The organism is Plantimonas leprariae (assembly GCF_008802405.1).
GTDB classification, from domain to species: Bacteria; Pseudomonadota; Alphaproteobacteria; order Rhizobiales; family Rhizobiaceae; genus Plantimonas; species Plantimonas leprariae.
On record NZ_VZDO01000002.1, the window covers coordinates 75,151 to 91,611 of the forward strand.

The 16,461-nt window shown below is 67.5% G+C and carries 18 protein-coding genes; 4 read left to right on the forward strand and 14 right to left on the reverse strand.

Annotated elements, in window-relative coordinates; translation table 11 throughout:
* Positions 1-8: 8 nt before the first annotated feature.
* From F6X38_RS02915 to F6X38_RS02940, 6 genes are all read right to left on the reverse strand, one after another.
* Complete coding sequence (locus tag F6X38_RS02915) at positions 9-698, reverse strand: isoprenyl transferase (protein ID WP_246191194.1); 690 nt, start codon at positions 696-698, stop codon at positions 9-11.
* Positions 699-800: 102 nt separating this feature from the next.
* A complete protein-coding gene (gene frr, locus F6X38_RS02920) occupies positions 801-1,358 on the reverse strand; it encodes a ribosome recycling factor (protein WP_150968054.1) in 558 nt (185 codons plus the stop codon).
* 70 nt (positions 1,359-1,428) lie between these two features.
* Complete coding sequence (gene pyrH / locus F6X38_RS02925; RefSeq protein ID WP_150968055.1) at positions 1,429-2,148, reverse strand: UMP kinase; 720 nt, start codon at positions 2,146-2,148, stop codon at positions 1,429-1,431.
* Between the two features lie 91 nt (positions 2,149-2,239).
* Complete coding sequence (tsf, locus tag F6X38_RS02930; protein ID WP_150968056.1) at positions 2,240-3,166, reverse strand: translation elongation factor Ts; 927 nt, start codon at positions 3,164-3,166, stop codon at positions 2,240-2,242.
* A 136-nt stretch (positions 3,167-3,302) separates the two neighbouring features.
* Positions 3,303-4,124 carry a 30S ribosomal protein S2 gene (gene rpsB, locus F6X38_RS02935; protein ID WP_150968057.1) on the reverse strand — a complete coding sequence of 274 codons (822 nt, stop codon included), beginning with the start codon at positions 4,122-4,124 and terminating at the stop codon, positions 3,303-3,305.
* A gap of 246 nt (positions 4,125-4,370) precedes the next feature.
* The gene (locus F6X38_RS02940) at positions 4,371-5,117 is read right to left on the reverse strand and encodes a glucose 1-dehydrogenase (protein WP_150968058.1); all 747 of its coding nucleotides are present in this window, start codon (positions 5,115-5,117) and stop codon (positions 4,371-4,373) included.
* Between the two features lie 105 nt (positions 5,118-5,222).
* Between F6X38_RS02940 and F6X38_RS02945 the strand changes: the two genes are divergently transcribed.
* A complete protein-coding gene (locus tag F6X38_RS02945) occupies positions 5,223-5,558 on the forward strand; it encodes an ArsR/SmtB family transcription factor (RefSeq protein WP_150968059.1) in 336 nt (111 codons plus the stop codon).
* Between the two features lie 510 nt (positions 5,559-6,068).
* On the opposite strand, the gene F6X38_RS02950 is transcribed toward F6X38_RS02945, so the two are convergent.
* On the reverse strand, positions 6,069-6,953 hold the full coding sequence (locus F6X38_RS02950) for an alpha/beta hydrolase family protein (protein ID WP_150968060.1): 885 nt from the start codon (positions 6,951-6,953) through the stop codon (positions 6,069-6,071).
* Positions 6,954-7,139: 186 nt separating this feature from the next.
* On the opposite strand from F6X38_RS02950, the gene parE reads away from it, so the two are divergent.
* From parE to F6X38_RS02965, 3 genes are all read left to right on the forward strand, one after another.
* Entirely contained in the window at positions 7,140-9,200 is a 2,061-nt protein-coding gene (gene parE / locus F6X38_RS02955; RefSeq protein ID WP_150968061.1) for a DNA topoisomerase IV subunit B, read from the forward strand.
* A 34-nt stretch (positions 9,201-9,234) separates the two neighbouring features.
* Positions 9,235-9,840 (forward strand): hypothetical protein, encoded by a 606-nt coding sequence (locus F6X38_RS02960; protein ID WP_150968062.1) that lies wholly within the window; start codon positions 9,235-9,237, stop codon positions 9,838-9,840.
* Positions 9,841-10,038: 198 nt separating this feature from the next.
* Entirely contained in the window at positions 10,039-11,526 is a 1,488-nt protein-coding gene (locus tag F6X38_RS02965; RefSeq protein ID WP_150968063.1) for a DEAD/DEAH box helicase, read from the forward strand.
* Here the strand turns inward: F6X38_RS02965 and F6X38_RS02970 are convergent.
* The 7 genes from F6X38_RS02970 to sufC form a co-directional block, all read right to left on the reverse strand.
* A complete protein-coding gene (locus tag F6X38_RS02970; protein ID WP_150968064.1) occupies positions 11,501-11,863 on the reverse strand; it encodes a TfoX/Sxy family protein in 363 nt (120 codons plus the stop codon). The two genes, F6X38_RS02965 and F6X38_RS02970, sit on opposite strands and share 26 nt — an antisense overlap.
* A gap of 10 nt (positions 11,864-11,873) precedes the next feature.
* Positions 11,874-12,257 carry a Fe-S cluster assembly scaffold SufA gene (sufA, locus tag F6X38_RS02975; RefSeq protein ID WP_150968065.1) on the reverse strand — a complete coding sequence of 128 codons (384 nt, stop codon included), beginning with the start codon at positions 12,255-12,257 and terminating at the stop codon, positions 11,874-11,876.
* Between the two features lie 46 nt (positions 12,258-12,303).
* Positions 12,304-12,723 carry a VOC family protein gene (locus F6X38_RS02980; RefSeq protein WP_150968066.1) on the reverse strand — a complete coding sequence of 140 codons (420 nt, stop codon included), beginning with the start codon at positions 12,721-12,723 and terminating at the stop codon, positions 12,304-12,306.
* Between the two features lie 6 nt (positions 12,724-12,729).
* On the reverse strand, positions 12,730-13,080 hold the full coding sequence (locus tag F6X38_RS02985) for an SUF system Fe-S cluster assembly protein (RefSeq protein ID WP_150968349.1): 351 nt from the start codon (positions 13,078-13,080) through the stop codon (positions 12,730-12,732).
* Positions 13,081-13,165: 85 nt separating this feature from the next.
* Positions 13,166-14,416 carry a cysteine desulfurase gene (locus F6X38_RS02990; protein ID WP_150968067.1) on the reverse strand — a complete coding sequence of 417 codons (1,251 nt, stop codon included), beginning with the start codon at positions 14,414-14,416 and terminating at the stop codon, positions 13,166-13,168.
* Positions 14,417-14,455: 39 nt separating this feature from the next.
* Positions 14,456-15,694 carry a Fe-S cluster assembly protein SufD gene (gene sufD, locus F6X38_RS02995; protein WP_150968068.1) on the reverse strand — a complete coding sequence of 413 codons (1,239 nt, stop codon included), beginning with the start codon at positions 15,692-15,694 and terminating at the stop codon, positions 14,456-14,458.
* On the reverse strand, positions 15,694-16,449 hold the full coding sequence (gene sufC / locus F6X38_RS03000; RefSeq protein WP_150968069.1) for a Fe-S cluster assembly ATPase SufC: 756 nt from the start codon (positions 16,447-16,449) through the stop codon (positions 15,694-15,696). The genes sufD and sufC overlap by 1 nt, the downstream gene beginning before the upstream one ends.
* Positions 16,450-16,461 lie beyond the last annotated feature (12 nt).

A 16,461-nucleotide genomic window follows, 5' to 3' on the forward strand; every position in this document is an offset into this window, starting at 1 on the left:
CTAAAGCCCTACGATGCCGCGATCTCCCGGGACAGGCCGCCGTAGCGTCGGTCGCGGGAAGCGTATTCGCGCAAGGCCTCCTCGAAGGCCTTTCGGTCGAAGTCCGGCCAGAGGCACGGCAGGAAGACGAATTCGGAATAGGCGGCCTGCCACAGGAGGAAGTTGGACAGGCGCATCTCGCCGCTGGTGCGGATGATGAGATCGGGGTCCGGGATGCCGGCGGTGTCCATGTGGCTGTCGAGCAGTTCGGCGTCGATGTCGGCGAGCGCGGCCGCGCCGCTCATCACGCGCTCCGCGATGCGCCGCGCCGCGCGCGCCACTTCCTCGCGCGCGCCGTAGTTGAAGGCGATGACGAGCGTCGTGCTGGTATTGTCGCGCGTCAGGTTCTCTGCTTCCTCCAGCAGCGACAGAATGTCGGGCGCGAGGTTGTGGCGCGCCCCGATGACCTTCACCCGCACGCCCTCCTTGTGAAGGTCCGCGAGGTCGCGCCGGATGAAGAGCTTCAGGAGGCCCATCAGCTCGCCGACCTCCTGCTCGGGCCGCCGCCAGTTCTCGGAGGAGAAGGCGAAGAGCGTCAGGTAGGAGATGCCGAGGTCGCCGGCCGTCCGCACGGCGTCCCGCACGGCTTCCACCCCGCGGCGATGGCCGATCGTCCGCGGCAGGCCGCGCGCCTGCGCCCATCGGCCGTTGCCGTCCATGATGATGGCGACATGCTGGGGGTGGCGCACCGTGCTGCTTCCTCCGGCTTCCAATCGACCGGTTTCCCGTATCGTCAGGCGGCGCGCCGCCCGGCACCCACGCTACACCTGCAGGATTTCGGCTTCCTTGTCGGAGAAGGTGCCGTCGATATGGGCGATGGTCTCGTCCGTCATCTTCTGCACGCGCTCGGAAAGCTGCCGGCTTTCGTCCTGACCGATTTCGCCGTCCTTTTCCAGCTTCTTCAACGTGTCCATGCCGTCGCGGCGCACATGCCGCGCCGCCACCTTGGCGTTCTCGGCATAGCCGCTGGCGACCTTCACGAGTTCCTTGCGCCGCTGCTCGTTCAATTCCGGCAGCGGGATGCGGAGCGTCGTGCCGTCGGTGATCGGGTTCAGGCCGAGGTTGGAGTCGCGGATGGCCCGCTCCACCTTGCCGACCAGCGTCTTGTCCCAGACGGAAACCGACAGCATGCGCGGCTCCGGCACCGAGACGTTGGCGACCTGGTTGAGCGGGGTCTGCGCCCCGTAGGCGTCGACCACGATCGGATCGAGGAGGTTCGCGGAAGCCCGGCCGGTGCGCAGGCCCGCCAGATCGTGCTTCAGCGCGGTCACCGCGCCGTCCATGCGTCGCTTCAGCTCGTTCAAGTCGAAATTCGCCATCGTCTCTCCTTCGGGTCCGCCGTTCCGGCGCCCGTCGACAGCGCCTTCCCCGAGCCCCTATGCCTCCTCGTCAGTCGGATACGATCGTCGCGCGTCCCTCGCCGCGCAGGATCTGCGCGAAGCCGCCCGGCTCGTGGATCGAGAAGACGACGATCGGAATGCGGTTCTCCCGCGCCAGCGCCACGGCCGCGACGTCCATCACCGCCAGCCCCCGTTGCAGCACCTCGTCGTGGCTGAGGCGGTCGAAGCGCTCGGCATTCGGATTCTTCTTCGGGTCCTCGGAATAGATGCCGTCGACCTGCGTGCCCTTCATCAGCGCTTCGGCGCCCATCTCGGCGGCGCGCAGCGCCGCGGCGGAATCGGTCGTGAAGAACGGGTTGCCGGTGCCGCCGGCGAAGATCACCACGCGGCCGGCGTCGGCGTGCTCCTGCGCCACGCGCTGCGAGAAGCTCTGGCAGATTTCCGGCATCGAGATGGCCGAGAGCACGATCGCGTCGATGCCGAGCTTGGCGAGCGAGGTTCGCAGCGCCAGCGCGTTGATGACGGTCGCCAGCATGCCCATGTGGTCGCCGGTCACGCGGTCGCCGCCCTTCGAGGCCACCGCCACGCCGCGGAAGATGTTGCCGCCGCCGATCACCACCGAGACATCGACGCCGAGCTCGCGCGCTTCGGCGATGTCGCCGGCGATGCGATCGGCCACCGCCACGTCGATGCCGAAACCCTGGCGGCCCATCAGCGCTTCGCCCGAGACTTTCAGGAGCACGCGCTTGAAGCGTATGTCGGTCGCCATCGAATTCCCCGCCCGGATGCGGCCTTCCGATACAACAGGGGCGTCCGCTTGAAAAGCGGACGCCCCTCGTCGTTCGGTTGCCGTCGTCGCGTTACTTCTTGCCGGCTGCCGCCGCGACCTCGGCCGCGAAATCGCTCTTCTCGCGCTCGACGCCCTCGCCGAGGGCGAAGCGCACGAAGCCGGTGATCTTCGCTGGGGCGCCGAAATCCTTCTCCGCTTCCTTCAGCGCCTTCTCGACGGTGAGGTCGGGGTTGATCACGAAGGCCTGGCTGAGGAGCACCGACTCCTCAAAGAACTTGCGCATGCGGCCCTCGACCATCTTCTCGATGATCGCGTCCGGCTTGCCGGAAGCGCGGGACTGCTCGACGAAGATCGCCTTCTCGCGCTCGGCGACGGTCGGGTCGACGTCGGCGGCGGTCAGCGCCAGCGGGTTCGTCGCGGCGACGTGCATCGCGACCTGCCGGCCGAAGGCGTTCAGCGCGGCGTGGTCGCCGGCCGACTCCAGCGCGACGAGGACGCCCATCTTGCCCAGCCCGTCGGCGACCTGATTGTGGACGTAGGTCGCCACCACGCCCTCGCCGACCGTCAGCATCGTCGTGCGGCGCAGCGTCAGGTTTTCGCCGATCGTGCCGACGGCTTCCTGGATCGTCTCGGAAACGGTCTTCTCGGAGCTGAGGAACTTCGTCGCGGCGACGGCCTCCACCGTGCCGTCGGTGGTCAGCCCGGTATCGGCGACCTTGCGCACCATCGTCTGGAACGCCTCGTTGCGGGCGACGAAGTCGGTCTCGGAGTTCACCTCGACGACGATCGCCTTCGCGTCGCCGGCGGCGACGCCGATCAGGCCCTCGGCCGCGGTGCGGCCGCTCTTCTTGTCGGCCTTCGAGATGCCCTTGGCGCGCAGCCAGTCGACCGCGGCCTCCATGTCGCCGTTGGTCTCGGCGAGCGCGGTCTTGCAATCCATCATGCCTGCGCCGGACTTCTCGCGCAGCTCCTTCACCATTGCCGCGGTCACGCTCATCGTCGGTCAGCCTCTCGTCGAATGGAAGACGCGCACCCTCCGCGAACAGGCGAAGGGCGCGCTCGAAATCGGAGCGACGCCGTTGGGCGTCGCCATATGTCTAAAGGAGCTTGTTGCTCGAACCGTGACGGCTGCCTCAGGCGGCGGCCGTCTGCGCCTCTGCCGGATCGTCCGCGGCGACCGCGCCCGAAGCCGACGACTGCTCGGGCATGTCGAGCTCCTCGGCCGGGGCCTCGACCGCCGCGCCGACGTCGACGCCCATCGCGCCGGCCTGCCGGCCGATGCCGTCCACCGCCGCCTTGGCGACGAGGTCGCAGTAGAGCGCGATGGCGCGCGCGGCGTCGTCGTTGCCCGGGATCGGGAAGTCGACCAGCGCCGGGTCGCAGTTCGAATCGACCACGGCGACGACCGGGATCTTCAGCCGTTTGGCTTCCTCGATCGCGATCGCTTCCTTGTTGGTGTCGATCACGAAGATCATGTCGGGCGTGCCGCCCATGTCGCGGATGCCGCCGAGGGCGCGGTCGAGCTTGTCGCGCTCGCGCTGCAGCGTCAGGCGCTCCTTCTTGGTGAAGCCCTGCGCTTCGCCGGCCAGCATCTCGTCGAGCTTGCGCAGGCGCTGGATCGAGTTCGAGATGGTCTTCCAGTTGGTCAGCATGCCGCCGAGCCAGCGGGCGTTGACGTAGTATTGGGCCGAGCGCTGCGCGGCGTCGGCGACGATCTCGGACGCCTGACGCTTCGTGCCGACGAAGAGCACGCGACCGCCTTTGGCGACGGTGTTCGACACCGCCTGCAGCGCCTGCTGCAGCATCGGCACGGTCTGGGCGAGGTCGAGGATGTGGATGTTGTTGCGCGTGCCGAAGATGAACGGCGCCATCTTCGGGTTCCAGCGGTGGGTCTGGTGGCCGAAGTGGACGCCCGCTTCGAGGAGCTGGCGCATGGAATAGTCTGGCAGTGCCATGTCGTATTGCCTTTCCGGTTGAGCCTCCACGGAGAAGAAGCGACCGAAGCCGCCACCGGTGGTTTCCTGCCGTTCGATGAACCATCGAGCGACGGAGACCGAACTCCGTGTGTGGAATGCGCGGGGCCTTACACGAAGGAGGCGCCAGGGGCAAGGCCGCCGCGACCTCGCGCAGCGTCCTGCGGCGGGGGAGCGAAGCTGCCCGCGCGCGCTCCGGCCGGGGAGCCGCGCGCGGACACTCGCCTGTCAGTGAATGCCGCCGCTGGCGCTGATCACATCGCCCGTCACCCAGCGCGCGTCGTCGGACGCGAGGAACGCCACGACCCCGCCGATGTCCTCCGGCTGCCCGGCCCGCCCGAGCGGCGTCTGCGCCACCATGCCGGCCTCCATCTCGGAACCGGTGATGCCCGCGGTGCGCGTGCCTTCGGTCACCACGTAGCCTGGGCTGACGACGTTGACCCTGATCTTGCGCGGCGCCAGCTCGTTGGCGAGGACGCTGGAGATCGCGTTCACCGCTCCCTTCGTACCCGTATAGACCGCGCTCGCCGCCGGATAGACGCCGACCGCCATGGACGAAACGTTGACGATGCTTCCGCCTTCCCCGAGATGCTTCGACGCCGCCTTGGTCGCGAACAGGAGGCCGAGCACGTTCACATCGAACTGTCGGCGGTAGTGCTCCTCGGTGATCGCCTCGACCGGGGCGAATTCATAGACGCCGGAGTTGTTGACCAGCACGTCCAGGCGTCCGAACTGCTTCACCGCCGCTTCGATCAGCGCTTCCGCCTGTTCCGTTCGGGAAACGTCGCCCTGAACCGCGACTGCCTTGCCGCCTGCGGCGGCGATGGCCCCGACCACGGCTTCGGCGCCCTCACGGCTCGAAACGTAATTGACCACCACGGCGGCGCCGTCCTTCGCCAGCGCCTTCGCGATGGCGGCGCCGATGCCCTTCGACGCGCCGGTCACGATCGCGACCTTTCCCTCTAGCTTCGACATCTGTGCTAACCTCGACATGGGCCGGCTCCGGAATGGTCGCCTTCGTCCCATAGTTCAGAATTTCGGAACTATGGGCGGGCCGATCAAGACCCCATATGGAAAAACATGCGTCCCTTGCTTCATCCCGCCAAAGAGGACATCCAGCCGGAAGCGATCCTTCACGCGCTGTCCGACCCCGACCGTGCCGCGATCTTCATCCGGATCGTCGGCGCGAGTTGCGCCCCGGCCTGCTCGGCGGTCGCGACGGTCGGCGACCGCGTCATCCCGAAATCGTCGTTGTCCAACCACTTCAAGGTGCTGCGCGAGGCGGGCCTGATCCGCTCCGAGCGTTGCGGCGTCGAGATGCGGAACCATTCGCGTTGCGAGGAGATCGACGAGCGCTTTCCCGGCTTGCTCCAGGCGATCATGACCGCCTACGCATCGAGGACCGCCGGCCGTTGAGGGCTCAGGCACCAGGCGGCCTTCTACGAAACTTATCCCCGCCGCTAGCGCCTCGCGTAACGTCCGCTCACCGCCGCCTCGCTGAGGGAGCGCGAATGATCACCGGGATCGTTCGGTGGGGTGGCGGGCGGGTCCGGGTGTCGCGCTTCTTCCGGAGAAGCGGGGCGCCCGGGCAGCGTGAACCATGGCCGGTCCCATGCAAATGGGTCCGGGAGCAAGCCGAGGAACCCGAACGGCTGTGTAGCCGAGGACAATGTTCGGATCACGCCCTTGAGGCGAGGTAAGCCGCCTCGCCGAAGGTCATGGGGACGCCGGCGGGGCAGCCGGCGACAAGCGCTGCAGACACCCGCGCGGGCGCCGAAGGCAGGCCGCTTTGACGAATGCACCACGTCGGAAGGCTCTGCCTTCGGCGCCCGCCGCTCTCGACCAGCGGCAACGAACCACCCGCAAACCCCGGCCACCACGGCGCGGGAACGCGAAGGCGCGTCCGAACGCGAGGCGCGTTTGCTTCTATCCCGCCTTCACCAGCAGCCAGTTCAGCGTTTCCCGCCAGTCGATCATGCGGATGGGCGTGCCGTGGTTGCCGTCGGTCATCGAGACGAAGCGAACCGGGTAGCCGCTTCCGTGCAGCGTCTCGTAGAGCCTCTCCGTGGCGTCCCAGCGGAACACCTTGTCCCGCGTCCCGTGCGCGAGCAGCAGCGGGATCCGCCGCTTGCCGGCCGCCTGGCGCATCGCCTCCACCTTCGCCGGCACGTTGTTCGCGCTCAGCATCACGATCCCCGCAACGGCGCCGGCGACCTCCCTGCGATCCAGAAGGTCCCAGCAGAACTCGCCCCCCATCGAGGCGCAGGCGAGGATCAGCGGCGGCCGGTTCGGCTTCGCGGCGAGTTGCGCGACGAGGCTCGCGATCCGTGCCTTGTCCGCCTCGGCGAACGCTCCGGCATCGGCGGTCGCATACAGCCCCCCTGCCCGCGCCATCAGGTTCTTCAGCCGGTTGAAGTTGCCGCCGAACGTCCGGTCGTACATGCCGAGCCGGCGGTCGCCGTTCCGCCCGTGGATGAAGAGCACGATTGCGGTCGGCCTCGCACGGTCGCCGACCTGCATGGTCTTCAGGGGACCGGCGTCCGTATCGACGACCGTCTCGACCTGGCTGCGCAACGGCGCGGGATCGACATAGGCGGCCTTCACCCGCCGCTCGGGGATCTCGTCGCGGCCGTTGATGTCGCGCATTTCGGAATACGCGATGTCGGTCCGGTCGCCGCCGTCGCCGGTCGTGCTGCCGGACGGATACGCGAAGAGCGCGTCCTTGAACGGCGGCAGTTGCAGCGGCGCGGCGATAGCCGGAACGCTCGCGATCGAGGCGACCGCGAGTGCGGCGAGGAATGGCGATCTCATCGCGCGGTTTTCGATGCACGATTGCCGCATCGCAACTCATTTCTAAGCGATGCGCGCTTCAATGCCCCAGGCGCCGGTGCGTCCGACCGGGCTTCGGGTTGAAGAACATTTCGTGAAAGTATAGCTTAAACCCATGAGATTTCCGCCCGTTCGCCCCGTGTTGCCGAGTCTCGCGACGGGCTGCCCATGACCGACGATCTTTTTGCCGGAAACGCCGCGCGCAGCCGCGAGGTGCGCGCGCCGAACCGCCGCCGCGCCGATGATCCCATCGCCTCGGCCCTGCGCAACCCCGCGCCGCGCGCCGAGCCGCCGCAGGCGGCGGACTATACGGCCGCGGATATCGAGGTGCTGGAGGGGCTGGAGCCGGTGCGGCGCCGACCGGGCATGTATATCGGCGGCACCGACGAGAAGGCGATGCACCACCTTTTCGCCGAGGTGATCGACAACGCCATGGACGAGGCCGTCGCCGGCCACGCGAACTTCATCGAAGTCTCGCTGGAGGCCGACGGCAGCCTCGCGGTGACCGACAACGGCCGCGGCATCCCGGTCGACCCGCACCCGAAATACAAGAACAAGTCGGCGCTCGAAGTCATCATGACGACGCTGCATGCCGGCGGCAAATTCGATTCGAAGGTCTACGAGACGTCGGGCGGCCTGCACGGCGTCGGCGTGTCTGTGGTGAACGCCTTGTCCGAGCGGCTGGAGGTCGAGGTCGCGCGCAACAAGCGGCTGTACCGGCAGCGGTTCGAGCGCGGCCATGCGGTGACGCCGCTGGAAGAGGTCGGCGAGGTCCACAACCGGCGCGGCACGCGCGTCCGCTTCCTGCCCGATCCGAAGATCTTCGGCGAGAACGCCGCCTTCGACCCGGCGCGCCTCTTCGCGATGGCGCGGTCGAAGGCCTATCTCTTCGGCGGCGTCGAGATCCGCTGGAACTGCGACGCATCGCTCCTGCCGCCGAACGGCAAGACGCCGGCCCGCGCCAGCTTCCACTTCCCCGGCGGCCTGAAGGACTATCTCGACGCCTCGCTCGGCTCCGAGCACCGCGTCACTTCGCAGACCTTTTCCGGCCGTACCGAGAAGACCTCCGGTCACGGCGCCGTCGAGTGGGCGGTGAGCTGGACGGCGGCGGACGGTTTCGTCCGTTCCTACTGCAACACGATCCCGACGCCGGAAGGCGGCACGCACGAATCGGGCCTGCGCGCCGTGCTGCTGCGCGGCCTGAAGGCCTTCGCGGAAGTGTCCGGCAACAAGAAGGCCGCGATCATCACGGCCGACGACGTGATGCTGACCGCCTCCGCGATGCTGTCGGTCTTCATCCGCGAGCCGGAATTCGTCGGACAGACCAAGGACCGGCTGGCGACCGCCGAAGCGCAGCGCATCGTCGAATCGTCGATCCGCGATTCGTTCGATATCTGGCTCGCCGCCTCGCCGCAGGACGCGGCGCGGTTGATCGACTGGGTGGTCGAGCGCGCCGATGAGCGGCTGCGGCGGAAGGCCGAGAAGGAGGTCAGCCGCAAGACCGCGACGCGCAAGCTGCGACTGCCCGGCAAGCTGGCGGACTGCTCGCAGACCGGCGCGGCCGGAGCGGAACTCTTCATCGTCGAAGGCGATTCGGCCGGCGGTTCGGCCAAGCAGGCGCGCGACCGCATGCGTCAGGCGGTCCTGCCGCTTCGTGGCAAAATCCTCAACGTCGCCTCCGCCGGGCGCGACAAGCTCGGCGCGAACCAGCAGATCGCCGACCTGATCCAGGCGCTCGGCTGCGGCACGCGCGGCAAGTACCGCGACGACGAGTTGCGCTACGAGCGCGTGGTCATCATGACCGATGCCGACGTCGACGGCGCCCACATCGCCTCGCTGCTGATCACCTTCTTCTTCCAGGAAATGCCGGAGCTCATCCGCCAGGGCCACCTGTTCCTGGCCGTGCCGCCGCTCTACCGGCTCGCGCAGGGCGGCAAGGTCGTCTACGCCCGCGACGATGCCGACCGGGAGCGGCTGATCGCGCGCGAGTTCAAGGGCAAGGGCAAGATCGAGGTCAGCCGCTTCAAGGGGCTCGGCGAGATGCTGCCGGCGCAGTTGAAGGAGACGACGATGGACGTCAGGCGCCGCACGCTCCTGAAGGTCGAGATCGACGAAGCGCCGGAGGCGGGAACCGCGGGCGCGGTCGACGCGCTGATGGGGAACAAGCCGGAGGCGCGCTTCCGGTTCATCCAGGACCGCGCGGCGTTTGCCACCGATCTCGACGTATGATCGAAAGCGGTCCCAGATCAGAGGACGGCTTTCGATGATTCGACCCATCGCTTTCGCGACGCTTCTTCTTGCCTCAAGCCTGCCGGCGCTCGCGCAGAGCGACCCCGGCGCTGCTTCGCCGCTGGCCCCGGATACAGGCGCGCCGAAGCCCTACACGCCGCCGGCCGGAACCACCGACCAGACCGGGGAAGCGCCTCCCGTCGCCCCGGCGATCACGAACGTCCCGCCGGTCGATCCCGAGATGCAGAAGGCCGCCGAGGGACTCGCGACGCAGATCGAGGACGTGCAGGTCGTCGGTCCCTGGACGGATGGCGATCAGAGCGGCGTCTGGCGCACGGTAATGATGCAGGTCGGCCAGCCGGACAAGGACGTCTACCGCTTCTTCGTACAGAAGCTCGACCGCGTCGGTCCGAATGCGAAGGTCATCTCCACCACCGAGGTGAAGGAAGTGGCCGGCGTCGCCGGCACCGTCGTCGGCTATCGTGCCGACGAGGCGGAAACGGAGGAAGGCGAAAGCGCGCCGGCGAAGGACCTGACGCTCTTCTTCGATGTCGTCCCGTCGAATGGCGAAGTATCGGAAAGCTACGAGCTGCATTTCATGAACGACCTCACCTACACGTTCGGTCCGGCGTCGAACTGAACGACGGGAAAATGCTCCGCGAACGGTGTCGCTGGTGCGACATCGTTCACGATACCCGCTTGTTTGCCGGCAATACGCGCCCCATCTTGCCGTAAAGCGTTGACTTGATTTGGCCTTGCGCTTACTGCCCGCCTTAGATGCGGCCAGTCGGAGGCTCAGCGCCTTTCCCTCCGTCACTCGTGGGATCCACGCAGCGCAATGCTCTTCAGCGAACTCGGCCTCAGCGCCAAGGTTCTGTCGGCCGTAGAAGCGACAGGTTACACCACCCCGACCCCGATTCAGGAACAGGCTATCCCGCATGCGCTGCAGCGGCGGGACGTGCTCGGCATCGCGCAGACCGGCACGGGCAAGACCGCCGGCTTCGTGCTGCCGATGCTGACGCTGCTCGAACAGGGCCGCGCCCGGGCGCGGATGCCGCGCTCGCTCATCCTGGAGCCGACGCGTGAACTGGCGGCGCAGGTCGCCGAAAGCTTCACCAAATACGGTCTCGACCAGAAGCTGAACGTCGCCCTGCTCATCGGCGGCATGTCCTTCGGGGATCAGGACAGGAAGATCGACCGCGGCGCCGACGTGCTGATCGCGACGCCGGGGCGGCTACTCGACCATTTCGAGCGCGGCAAGCTCTTGATGACCGGCGTCGAAATTCTGGTGATCGACGAAGCCGACCGCATGCTCGACATGGGTTTCATTCCGGACATCGAGCGCATCTGCAAGATGCTGCCCTTCACCCGGCAGACGCTGTTCTTCTCGGCGACCATGCCGCCGGAAATCACGCGGCTGACCGAGCAATTCCTGCAGAACCCTGTCCGCGTCGAAGTCGCCCGCGCTTCCTCCGCCGCGCAGACGGTGGAGCAGCGGCTGGTCGCGACGCATAAGGAGGACTGGGAGAAGCGCGAGACGCTCCGCCGGCTCATCCGCGCCGAGAGCGACATCACCAACGCCATCATCTTCTGCAACCGGAAGATCGACGTAGCGTCGCTGTTCCGCTCGCTTTCGCGGCACGGCTTCTCGGTCGGCGCGTTGCACGGTGACATGGACCAGCCGTCGCGGACCGCGATGCTGCACAATTTCCGCGAGAACAAGATCCAGCTTCTCGTGGCGTCCGACGTCGCGGCGCGCGGGCTCGACATCCCGGCCGTCAGCCACGTCTTCAACTTCGACGTTCCGATCCATTCGGAAGACTACGTGCACCGCATCGGCCGCACGGGCCGCGCCGGCCGGTCCGGCAAGGCCTTCACGCTGGTGTCGCGCGCCGACGGCAAGTACCTCGACGCCATCCAGAAGATGCTCGGCAACGATCTCGAATGGCTCGACGGCACGACGGTCGAGCAGCTTCCCACGCCCGATCCGTCGAGCGAGGACCGCTCCGACCGACACGGTCGCCGCAGTGGCGGCGGGTCGCGACGGGGCGGTTCCGGCCGCGGCGGCGAGCGGCGCCATTCGGGGCGCGGTGAAGGTCGCGGCGCAAACCGGCACGAGGCGCGGCCGATCGAGACGGAAGAGGCGGATGCAGTGCCGAGCGCTGCGCCGGCCACCGTTCCGTCGCGGCGGGCGGCACCCTCCGCCCGCAGTCACGACGCGCATGCGCGCTCCGGCCGAGGCCAGCAGCGTCACCACGACGAGCCATCGCCGCTCGGTTTCGGCGACGACGTGCCGGCCTTCATGCTGATCGGGACCGGCCTCTAGCCTTCCGCTTCTTCGGCTTGGTCGCAGCCCGCAACGCGGCCTCCCGCGCTCGCCTCGCCCAAATCGCCATGAGATCGGGATCGTCGAGCGCTTCGGACGGCAGGAAGCAATAGGGCATCGCGACCGAAGCGCGACCCTCACGCTGGTAGGTCCACCGCCGACCTCCGGCAGCTTCGAACAGCGGCAGCGTTTCGGCATCGGCCTTCAGCAGGATGTCCCCGCGCAGATCGACGGCGACTATCATGCCGTCGAGATAGATGCCGTGGCCACCGAACATGCGACGAATGGAAACCGGACCTTCGGACGTGAACAGGTCCCGGATCAGATCCTCGTCCACGCGCCGCACGTCAGGCGGCGGATTGGGCCGCCGTCAGCGCCGCGAGGTCGGCCTTCTTCAACTCGACCGACTCGCCGCAGCCGCAAGCCGACGTCTGGTTCGGGTTGCGGAAGGTGAAGCCGGTGCGCAGCTTCGTCACCTCGAAATCCATCTGAGTGCCGAGCAGGAAAAGCACCGCCTCCGGCGCGACGAAGACCTTGGCGCCGTCGCGCTCCACCACGTCCTCGCCGGCCTTCGCCTCGCTCGCGAGGTCGATCGTATATTCCATGCCGGCGCAGCCGCCCTTCTTGACGCCGACGCGGACGCCGAGCGAGTCCCCGCCGCGCGAGGCGACGATCTCGTTGACGCGGGCAGCAGCCGCATCCGTCAAACTCATCACCGAAAAACGGCCCATCGATCGGTCCTCGAACTCAGCGTCCTAAATTGGTCCTTTGCCGCGCTCAGCGCAAGCGCGACCAGAGCGGCGGCGTCGCGAGCTCCAGCACATGCTCGTCGGGATCGCGGAAGTAGAGGCTTCGACCGCCTTTCGGCCATGCGACCTCGCTCTCGATCCCAACACCCTTCGCTTCGAGATGCGCTCGCCAACCGGCGATGTCGTCTCCATCCACCAGGAACGCCATATGCGTCGGCCCCGACCCGTCATGCGGCGGGATGGAGCCGCCGGGGGTTTCGACCGGCGCCAAGGTACCACCCTGAAGGAATAGGATCAGCACCTGTTCCGGCCGCACCTCGTAGACCGAAATCCGATCGCCGTCCGCATGGATGTGTTCGAGACCGATGACGTCGGCGTAGAAGGCGTGCGCCCGCGCCATGTCGGCGACATAGAGGCAGGTTTCCAGAATGCCGGAAACGCGCGGCATCAGAAGTCAGAACCAGCCGACGGCGACCTGCGCCTCTTCGCTCATCCGGTCCGGCGTCCACGGCGGATCGAACACGAGATCGACGCTGGCATGGCTGACGCCCTGCACGGAGAGAAGCGCGTTCTCCACCCAGCCCGGCATCTCGCCGGCGACCGGACAGCCCGGCGCGGTGAGCGTCATCTCGATATGGACGCTGCGGTCGTCCTCGATGTCGATCTTGTAGATCAGTCCGAGCTCGTAGATATCGGCCGGGATTTCCGGGTCGTAGACGGTCTTCAGCGCCGCGACGATGTCGTCGGTCAGCCGCTGCAGCTCGTCCGCCGGGATCGAGGAGGCTTTGGTGCCGCCCTGCGCCATCGCGACGTTCGCCGCCGCGGTGTCGTCCGCAGCCGCCGGCTCCGCAACGAGCCTCGTATCGACGTCTTCGGTCATCGCACTTCCTTCAGGCGAAGAAACGCCTCGCCTTCTCCAACGCGTCGGCGAGCGCATCGATCTCGCCGGTCGTATTATACATACCGAACGATGCGCGACAGGTGGACGTTGCGCCGAAGCGCTTCAAGAGCGGCTGCGCGCAGTGCGTTCCCGCCCGGATCGCGACGCCCTCGCGGTCGATCACCATCGCCACGTCGTGCGCATGAATACCTTCGAGATCGAAGGAAACGATCGCGCCCTTCCCCGGCGCCTCGCCGTAGATGCGCAGCGAGTTGATCGCCTTGAGGCGCTCGTGCGCGTAGTCGCGCAAGCCTTCCTCGTGGCGGAGGATCGCCTCGCGCCCGACGCCTTGCATGTAGCGCAGCGCCGCGCCGAGCCCGATCGCCTGCACGATCTGCGGTGTGCCTGCCTCGAAGCGGTGCGGCGGCGGGCTGTAGGTGATCGCGTCTTCGCCGACCTCGATGATCATCTCGCCGCCGCCGTTGAACGGGCGCATGCGTTCCAGCATCTCGCGGCGGCCGTAGAGCACGCCGATGCCGGTCGGACCGTAGAGCTTGTGGCCGGTGACGACGTAGAAGTCGACGCCGACGTCCTGCACGTCGACCGGCAGGTGCACTGCGCCCTGGCTGCCGTCGACGAGGATCGGGATGCCGCGAGCCCGCGCCAGCGCCGCGACCTCTTTCACCGGCGTCACCGTGCCGAGCACGTTCGACATGTGGGTAATCGCGATCATCTTCGTGCGCGGCGTGATCGCGCGCTCGAAGGCTTCGAGCGGGATCGAGCCGTCGTCCTCGACCGGCACGAAGACCAGCTTCGCGCCATTGCGCTCGCGGACGAAGTGCCAGGGCACGATGTTGGAATGGTGCTCGGCCTGCGTCAGGACGATCTCGTCGCCCTCGCCGAGTTCGGCCAACCCGTAGGAGTAGGCGACGAGGTTGATCGACTCAGTCGCCGAGGAGGTGAAGACGATCTCCTCGGCGCTCGGTGCGTTCAGGAAGTCGCGCACGGTCTCGCGCGCCGCCTCGTAGGCTTCGGTCGCCTTGTTCGAGAGGTAGTGCAGCCCGCGATGCACGTTGGCGTAGCCGGCGGCGTAGGTCTCTTGGATCGCGTCCAGCACGGCCTGCGGCTTCTGCGCCGACGCGCCGTTGTCGAGATAGACGAGCGGCTTGCCGTAGACATGCATCGACAGGATCGGGAAATCGCGGCGCACGGCCTCGACGTCGTAGGTCCCGGCTTCGCGGATCGGCGTCTGGATGGTCATTGGCAGTCTCCCTTCGGCGCGGACGATGATCGCCGCGCCTCAGCGGTCCCGTTCGAGCCAGGCGTCGATGCGGGCTTCCAGCGCCGCGACGATGGCTTCGTCTTCGAGTTCCTCGACGACCTCGTCGACGAAGGCCCGGACCAGCAGCGCACGCGCCTGCGCCTTCGGGATGCCGCGGGACATCAGGTAGAACAGGTGGTTGCCGTCGATCTCGCTGACCGTCGCGCCGTGGCCGCACAGAACATCGTCGGCGAAGATCTCGAGTTCGGGCTTCGCCGAGAAGTCGCCGTCGTCGGAGAGGAGCAGCGTGTTGCATGCGAGCTTGGCGTCGGTCTTCTGCGCGCCCTTCGCAACACGAATCATGCCTTGGAACACGCCGTGGCCGCCGAGCACGACGTTACGGAAAACCTCCGTCGCGGTCGTGTGCGGGGCGACGTGATTCAGCGTCGTGGTGACGTCGATGTGCTGCCCGTCCTCGATGAGGTTGACGCCGCGGATCGTGATCTCCGCCCCCTCGCCTTCCGTCACCGTATGCACTTCCTGCCGCACCAGCGCGCCACCGGTGTTCAGTACGAACATGCGGAACTTCGCGTCCTTGCCGAGCGAGACGTTGAGTTGGCCGAGATGCGTCTCGCCAGCGCCGCGCGCCTGATCGACAATCCACAGCACCTCGGCACCGTCGCCGAGAACGAGGTTCGAGACGACGGCGGACAGGGCCTGCGCACTGCCCGTCCCGAGACGCTCCACGATCGTCGCGCTCGCGCCGGCCTCAATCTTGCAAATGACGAACGACCGCTCGCCATGCTCCGTCGTCGCCGAGCGGAGTTCGACCGGCCGTTCCAAGGCCGTGCCGGCTTCGACCACGATGCGAGCCGCCGGAGCGCCGAAGGCGGCGGCCAGCAGACGCACCGTGTCCACCTCGCGGTCGAGATGGTTCACCGGCCGGCGCCAATCGGGCGCTTCGCTCGACTTCTCGACGCGCAGGCCCGCGACGCCGGGATTCGACGCCTGCGAGAGTTCGACGACGATGCTGTTCGGCAGGAGCGGCGTCAGCAGGTCATCGACCTGGATATTCGCGCCGCCGCGCGGCTCACGGCCGGCGAGCGCACGCAGGTCGGTATAGTGCCACGCCTCCACGCGACGGTGCGGCAGGCCCTCGCGGCGCAGGACGGCGATGGCGTTCCGTCGCGCATCATCCGCATCGCGAAGACCGATTTCCGCCGCGGCGACCACGGCATCCTCGGCGGGCGTCGCGCGGCGCAGGGGAACGACGCTCATCAGGCGGCCTCGCCGATGACCTGGGCGTAGCCCTCGCTCTCCAGATGGAGGGCGAGTTCCTTGCCGCCGGAGCGGATGATCCGGCCCTTGTAGAGCACGTGCACGCTGTCCGGCACGATGTGCTCCAGAAGCCGCTGGTAGTGAGTGATGACGAGAAAGGCGCGATCCGGCGAGCGGAGCGCGTTGACGCCTTCCGAAACGATTCGGAGCGCGTCGATGTCGAGGCCGGAATCCGTCTCGTCCATCACGCAGAGCTTCGGCTCCAGCAGCGCCATCTGCAGGATTTCGGCGCGTTTCTTCTCGCCGCCGGAGAAGCCGACGTTCAGCGGCCGCTTCAGCATGGCGGCATCGATCTTGAGGTTCGCCGCGCTGTCCTTCACCCGGCGCATGAAGTCCGGCGTCGTCAACTCGCTCTCGCCGCGAGCCTTCCGCTGAGAGTTCAGCGCCGCCTTCAGGAACGTCATCGTCGCGACGCCCGGAATCTCCAGCGGATACTGGAAGGCGAGGAACAAGCCGGCGGCGGCGCGCTCGGCCGGGTCCATCTCGAGGATCGACTCGCCGTTGTAGAGAATGTCGCCCTCCGTCACCTCGTAGTCCTCGCGGCCGGCGAGGATGTACGACAGCGTCGACTTGCCCGACCCGTTCGGCCCCATGATCGCCGCAACCTCCCCGGTTTTCACCGTCAGGTCGACGCCGCGCAGGATTTCGGTGCCGGTCTCGGCGACGCGGGCGTGAAGGTTCTTGATTTCCAGCATTGATTCGATTGT

What these genes read in the sequence shown, in the direction of transcription:
- F6X38_RS02915 (WP_246191194.1), bottom strand. Translation starts at nt 698, where the DNA reads ATGGACGGCAACGGCCGATGGGCGCAGGCGCGCGGCCTGCCGCGGACG.
- frr (WP_150968054.1), bottom strand. Translation starts at nt 1,358, where the DNA reads ATGGCGAATTTCGACTTGAACGAGCTGAAGCGACGCATGGACGGCGCG.
- pyrH (WP_150968055.1), bottom strand. Translation starts at nt 2,148, where the DNA reads ATGGCGACCGACATACGCTTCAAGCGCGTGCTCCTGAAAGTCTCGGGC.
- tsf (WP_150968056.1), bottom strand. Translation starts at nt 3,166, where the DNA reads ATGAGCGTGACCGCGGCAATGGTGAAGGAGCTGCGCGAGAAGTCCGGC.
- rpsB (WP_150968057.1), bottom strand. Translation starts at nt 4,124, where the DNA reads ATGGCACTGCCAGACTATTCCATGCGCCAGCTCCTCGAAGCGGGCGTC.
- F6X38_RS02940 (WP_150968058.1), bottom strand. Translation starts at nt 5,117, where the DNA reads ATGTCGAAGCTAGAGGGAAAGGTCGCGATCGTGACCGGCGCGTCGAAG.
- F6X38_RS02945 (WP_150968059.1), top strand. Translation starts at nt 5,223, where the DNA reads ATGCGTCCCTTGCTTCATCCCGCCAAAGAGGACATCCAGCCGGAAGCG.
- F6X38_RS02950 (WP_150968060.1), bottom strand. Translation starts at nt 6,953, where the DNA reads ATGAGATCGCCATTCCTCGCCGCACTCGCGGTCGCCTCGATCGCGAGC.
- parE (WP_150968061.1), top strand. Translation starts at nt 7,140, where the DNA reads ATGACCGACGATCTTTTTGCCGGAAACGCCGCGCGCAGCCGCGAGGTG.
- F6X38_RS02960 (WP_150968062.1), top strand. Translation starts at nt 9,235, where the DNA reads ATGATTCGACCCATCGCTTTCGCGACGCTTCTTCTTGCCTCAAGCCTG.
- F6X38_RS02965 (WP_150968063.1), top strand. Translation starts at nt 10,039, where the DNA reads ATGCTCTTCAGCGAACTCGGCCTCAGCGCCAAGGTTCTGTCGGCCGTA.
- sufA (WP_150968065.1), bottom strand. Translation starts at nt 12,257, where the DNA reads ATGGGCCGTTTTTCGGTGATGAGTTTGACGGATGCGGCTGCTGCCCGC.
- F6X38_RS02980 (WP_150968066.1), bottom strand. Translation starts at nt 12,723, where the DNA reads ATGCCGCGCGTTTCCGGCATTCTGGAAACCTGCCTCTATGTCGCCGAC.
- F6X38_RS02985 (WP_150968349.1), bottom strand. Translation starts at nt 13,080, where the DNA reads ATGGCGCAGGGCGGCACCAAAGCCTCCTCGATCCCGGCGGACGAGCTG.
- F6X38_RS02990 (WP_150968067.1), bottom strand. Translation starts at nt 14,416, where the DNA reads ATGACCATCCAGACGCCGATCCGCGAAGCCGGGACCTACGACGTCGAG.
- sufD (WP_150968068.1), bottom strand. Translation starts at nt 15,694, where the DNA reads ATGAGCGTCGTTCCCCTGCGCCGCGCGACGCCCGCCGAGGATGCCGTG.
- sufC (WP_150968069.1), bottom strand. Translation starts at nt 16,449, where the DNA reads ATGCTGGAAATCAAGAACCTTCACGCCCGCGTCGCCGAGACCGGCACC.